Origin of the sequence: Halochromatium salexigens, assembly GCF_016653295.1 — a bacterium.
GTDB classification, from domain to species: domain Bacteria; phylum Pseudomonadota; class Gammaproteobacteria; order Chromatiales; family Chromatiaceae; genus Lamprobacter; species Lamprobacter salexigens.
In genome coordinates this window covers 1-4,005 of sequence record NZ_NHSF01000039.1, presented here as the reverse complement: position 1 = coordinate 4,005, position 4,005 = coordinate 1, and the positions used below count along the sequence as shown (strand labels likewise).

Sequence of the window (4,005 nt, the reverse complement as noted above, 5' to 3'; positions counted from 1 at the left end):
GCCTCGCCGTCGCTGAGCGCATGGGTTGGATCGAGGCGGCGCGGCACCTCGCCCTCGGCCTGATCGAGCGCATCCATCAGCGGCGGTGCGATGGTCAACAGATCGCAGCCGGCCAGGGCCAGGATCTGATCGGTGTTGCGGAAGCTCGCGCCCATCACCGTGGTCTCGTAGCCATGGCGCTTGTAGTAGTCGTAGATGCGCCGCACCGAGCGCACGCCCGGATCATCCTCGGGTGCGTAGCCATCGACGCCCTCCTTGTGCTTGTACCAATCGAGGATGCGCCCGACGAACGGCGAGATCAGCGTCACCCCGGCCTCGGCGCAGGCCACCGCCTGGGCGAAGCCGAACATCAGGGTCAGATTGCAGTGAATCCCCTCACGCTCGAGCACCTCAGCGGCACGGATGCCTTCCCAGGTCGCGGCGATCTTGATCAGGATGCGCTCCTTGCCGATGCCGGCGGCATCGTAGAGGCCCATGATCTGCATGGCGCGGGCGATCGTGGCTTGGGTATCGAAGGACAGCCGGGCGTCGACCTCGGTGGAGACGCGCCCTGGCACCAAGTCCAGGATACGCACGCCAACGCTGACCGCCAGCTTGTCCATCATCAGCCGGCTTTGCGCGCTGCGCTCATCGCTGCGGCGCTGGCCGTAGGCGACCGCCTCATCGACCAGCGGCTGATAGGCCGGCAGCTTGGCTGCCTTCAGCAGCAAAGAGGGGTTGGTCGTCGCATCCAGTGGTCGGTGCGCCTCGATCGAGGCGATGTCGCCGGTATCGGCGACCACCGGTGTCATCTCGCGGAGGGCGTCAAGTTTGCTCATTCGGGACTCCTAAAAGGGCCGTGGACGACAGTGGCCACTGCCGTTGGGTCGAGGTCATAGAGGACACAGCGGTGCCCGCCGCGCGCTAGCCGGCGGGCCATATTGGCGCCCATGCGCCCCAAGCCGATCATTGCGATCTGCATCAACAGACTCCTGACTCTCATGAAAAGGGGTTGCAACAGCCACCAGCAGGCGGGCGGCTGTCAGTGTCATGAGCGGAGACCGGATCGCTGGCGCTGATGTTTCGCGCCTGCAAGCGCCCGACAGAATATCGATACCGGCGGCTCAAGGACGCAGCCAGCGCAGCACCAGCGGCATGCTCATGGCCTGCACCAACAGGGTCCAGAGCACCACGCCATAGGCGATGGACTGGATCGTCCACCAATACGGCAGCTCGACCGGTAGTGATAACGCCAGCGCCAGGGTCACAACGCCGCGCGTGCCGCCCCACCACAGCAGCGGATACCAGGTTCCGGGCAGGCGCTCTGTGCCCGGCAGCCGCACAGTGAGCGGCAACAGCAGCAGCACAGCCGCCGCGCGCCCCACCAGGGTGGCACCGATCCCGATCAGGATCGCCAGCCATTGATCGGTGAACATGACCAGTTGCACGGTGATGCCGGCGATCAGGAACAACAGCCGGTTGGCGAGCCAGGCCTTGTAGGCCCAGAGCACCGACAAGGCCTCGTCGTCGGGCGCCCGGCGCCGGTGTTGACCGAACAGGAGCCCAACGCAAAGCACCGCGACCACCCCGGAGACGCCGAGCTGGATGGCCAGGGCAAAGCCGCCGTAGGCCGTGATCAGGGTGAGGACGCCGCGCTCGACGGGCCTGTCCAATGCTCGCCCCAAGCGCACCGCCAGCGCGCCAACGGCTAGTCCGACCACGGCCCCGCCGATCAGCACGCCGACCATGGCCAGCGCGCTCTCGTCCCAACGCGCCCAGGCCCGGTCACCGGTGGCCAGCGCCACCAGGAAGGTAAAGAGCACGATCGCATTGGCGTCGTTGAACAGGCCCTCGCCGTCAAGGAGCAGCTGCAAACGCAGCGGGGCGCCGGTGCGCCGGAGCACCTCCAACACGGCGGTCGGGTCGGTGGCCGATAGCAGCGCGCCGGCGATCAAGGCCGCCAACCAGGGAAAGCCGGCCGGATGTCCAATGCCCAGGTACAGCAGCGCGGCGGTCACCGCCGTGCACAGCAGCATCACCGGCAGCGCCAGGGTCAGGATCGGCAGCAGGTTGCGCAGCAGCTGGCGCGGCGCCAGGTTGTAGGCGCCCTCGAAGATCAGAATCGGCAGCAGAAGATGAACGATCAGGTCGTGAAACCACTGCCAGTGAAGGCCGGTGTCGCCCCCGGTCGCGACCCACATCTCCGAGCCGACGAAGCCCAGCAGCACCAGGACCACGCCCAAGGGCACACCGAGGCGCCGGACCCAGGGCTCCAGCGCCAAGGTCAGCGCCAACAGGATGGCGTAGAAGGACAGGATCGGGAGCATGAGCAGGGCCTCTCGTGCGCGCCCCCGAGAGGGCTCACCGAATCGGGTCGAGCTGACCGACCAGGCGGCCGCAACGGCCGTCGTCATACTCAGGCCAGTCATCTCGGACCAGCCGCCGCTCGGCGTCGCTCATCGCGCGTTCGACCAGCTCATCCGCACCTGATTCATTGGTGCTCCTGGGGCCCGCTTGAGCGGCGTCTCTGGTGAATCAGCGTGCACAGGCACCGACGTTGTCGGCGATCGCGCGCCAGTGGTGCTCATTACGGGCCAGCAGCGCATCGGCCTCGGTCGGCCCGTCGCTGCCGGCGCGATAGCCTGGCAAGGGGGCGGCGGTGTCGGCTGCCCAGGCCTGCTCGATCGGGGTGATCAGGCGCCACTGCGCCTCGACGCCATCGCGCCGGGTGAACAAGGTCGGATCACCGCGCAGGGCGTCGAGCAGCAGCACCGCATAGGCCGAGGGCGGGTTGTCGCCGAACGCGGCGTGGTAGCAGAAGTCCATCGACACCGGCACCGCGCGGCGCTCGCCGCCGGGCTGCTTGACGCCGAATGCCAGGCTGATGCCCTCGTCGGGTTGGATGCGCATCACGATGACGTTGGCCGTGAGCGCCTCCTCGTGCGGGAACAGCTGCATCGGCGGATGGCGGAAGTGCACGGCGATCTCGGTGACCTGATGCGCGAGGCGCTTGCCGGTGCGCAGATAGAAGGGTACGCCGGCCCAGCGCCAGTTGTCGATGCGCAGGTCGAGCGCGGCGAAGGTCTCGGTGCGCGAGCTCGCCGGCACCTTCGGCTCCTCAAGCCAGCCGGCGACCGCCTCGCCCTCGCTCTCGCCGGCGCTGTATTGGGCGCGCACCGTGCGCTCAGCGACCTGTTCGGGGGTCATCGGGGTGATGCTGCGCCAGACCTCGATCTTCTTATCGCGCACCGCGTCGGCGTCGAAGGTCACCGGCGCTTCCATCGCGGTCAGCGCGAGCAGCTGAAGCAGGTGATTGGCGACCATATCGCGCAGCGCGCCGGACTCCTGGTAGTAGCCGGCGCGATGGCCGACGCCGACTGGTTCGGCGGCGGTGATCTCGACGTAATCGACCTGGTTGCGGTTCCACAGCGGCTCGAACAGCGCGTTGCTGAAGCGGAAGAAGAGGATGTTCTGGACCGTCTCCTTGCCCAGATAGTGATCGATGCGATAGACCTGCGACTCGTCGAAGGCCTCGGCGACGACGGCGTTGAGCGCCTGCGCCGAGTCGAGATCATGGCCAAAGGGCTTCTCGAGGATCACCCGTGCGAAGCCGTCTTGCTCGCGGTTCAGGTCGGCTGCGGCCAACTGAAGAAGGATCGTCGGCGCCACCGAGGGCGGCGTGGCGAGATAGAACAGCCGGTTGGCCGTGGGCTGGTGGCTCAGGGTTTCGCTCAGCCGCCGGTAGGTGTCGGCCTCGGTGAAGTCGCCGGGCAGGTAGTGCAGGCGCTCGGCAAAGGCGTTCCAGGCGGCCTCGTCGAGCTGGGGGATCTCGGCGGAGGCGGCGGTCGCGTCCTTGAGCATGGCGCGGAATTCACTGTCGTCGATCGAATCGCGGCTGATGCCGATGATCTGCAGCTCCGGCGCCAGGCAGCCCTCGCCGGCGAGATGAAACAGCGCCGGGATCAGCTTGCGTCGGGTCAGGTCGCCACTGGCACCGAAGATCACCAGGACGCTGGGCTCGGCCTG

At 67.5% G+C, this 4,005-nt stretch carries 4 protein-coding genes and 1 pseudogene; all 5 read right to left on the bottom strand.

The window, feature by feature from the left end; translation table 11 throughout:
* Positions 1-818: transaldolase (gene tal / locus CCR82_RS06050; RefSeq protein ID WP_201244504.1), on the bottom strand; the 818-nt coding region annotated here is incomplete at its 3' end.
* A complete protein-coding gene (locus tag CCR82_RS06045) occupies positions 815-961 on the bottom strand; it encodes an NAD(P)-binding domain-containing protein (RefSeq protein WP_201244503.1) in 147 nt (48 codons plus the stop codon). The genes CCR82_RS06045 and tal, both read right to left, overlap by 4 nt.
* 142 nt (positions 962-1,103) lie before the next feature.
* Positions 1,104-2,306 carry a cation:proton antiporter gene (locus CCR82_RS06040; RefSeq protein ID WP_201244502.1) on the bottom strand — a complete coding sequence of 401 codons (1,203 nt, stop codon included), beginning with the start codon at positions 2,304-2,306 and terminating at the stop codon, positions 1,104-1,106.
* Positions 2,307-2,340: 34 nt separating this feature from the next.
* Positions 2,341-2,457 (bottom strand): annotated as a pseudogene (locus CCR82_RS06035) (glycoside hydrolase 100 family protein); the annotation flags it as partial.
* Positions 2,458-2,514: 57 nt separating this feature from the next.
* Positions 2,515-4,005: glucose-6-phosphate dehydrogenase (zwf, locus tag CCR82_RS06030; RefSeq protein ID WP_201244500.1), on the bottom strand; the 1,491-nt coding region annotated here is incomplete at its 5' end.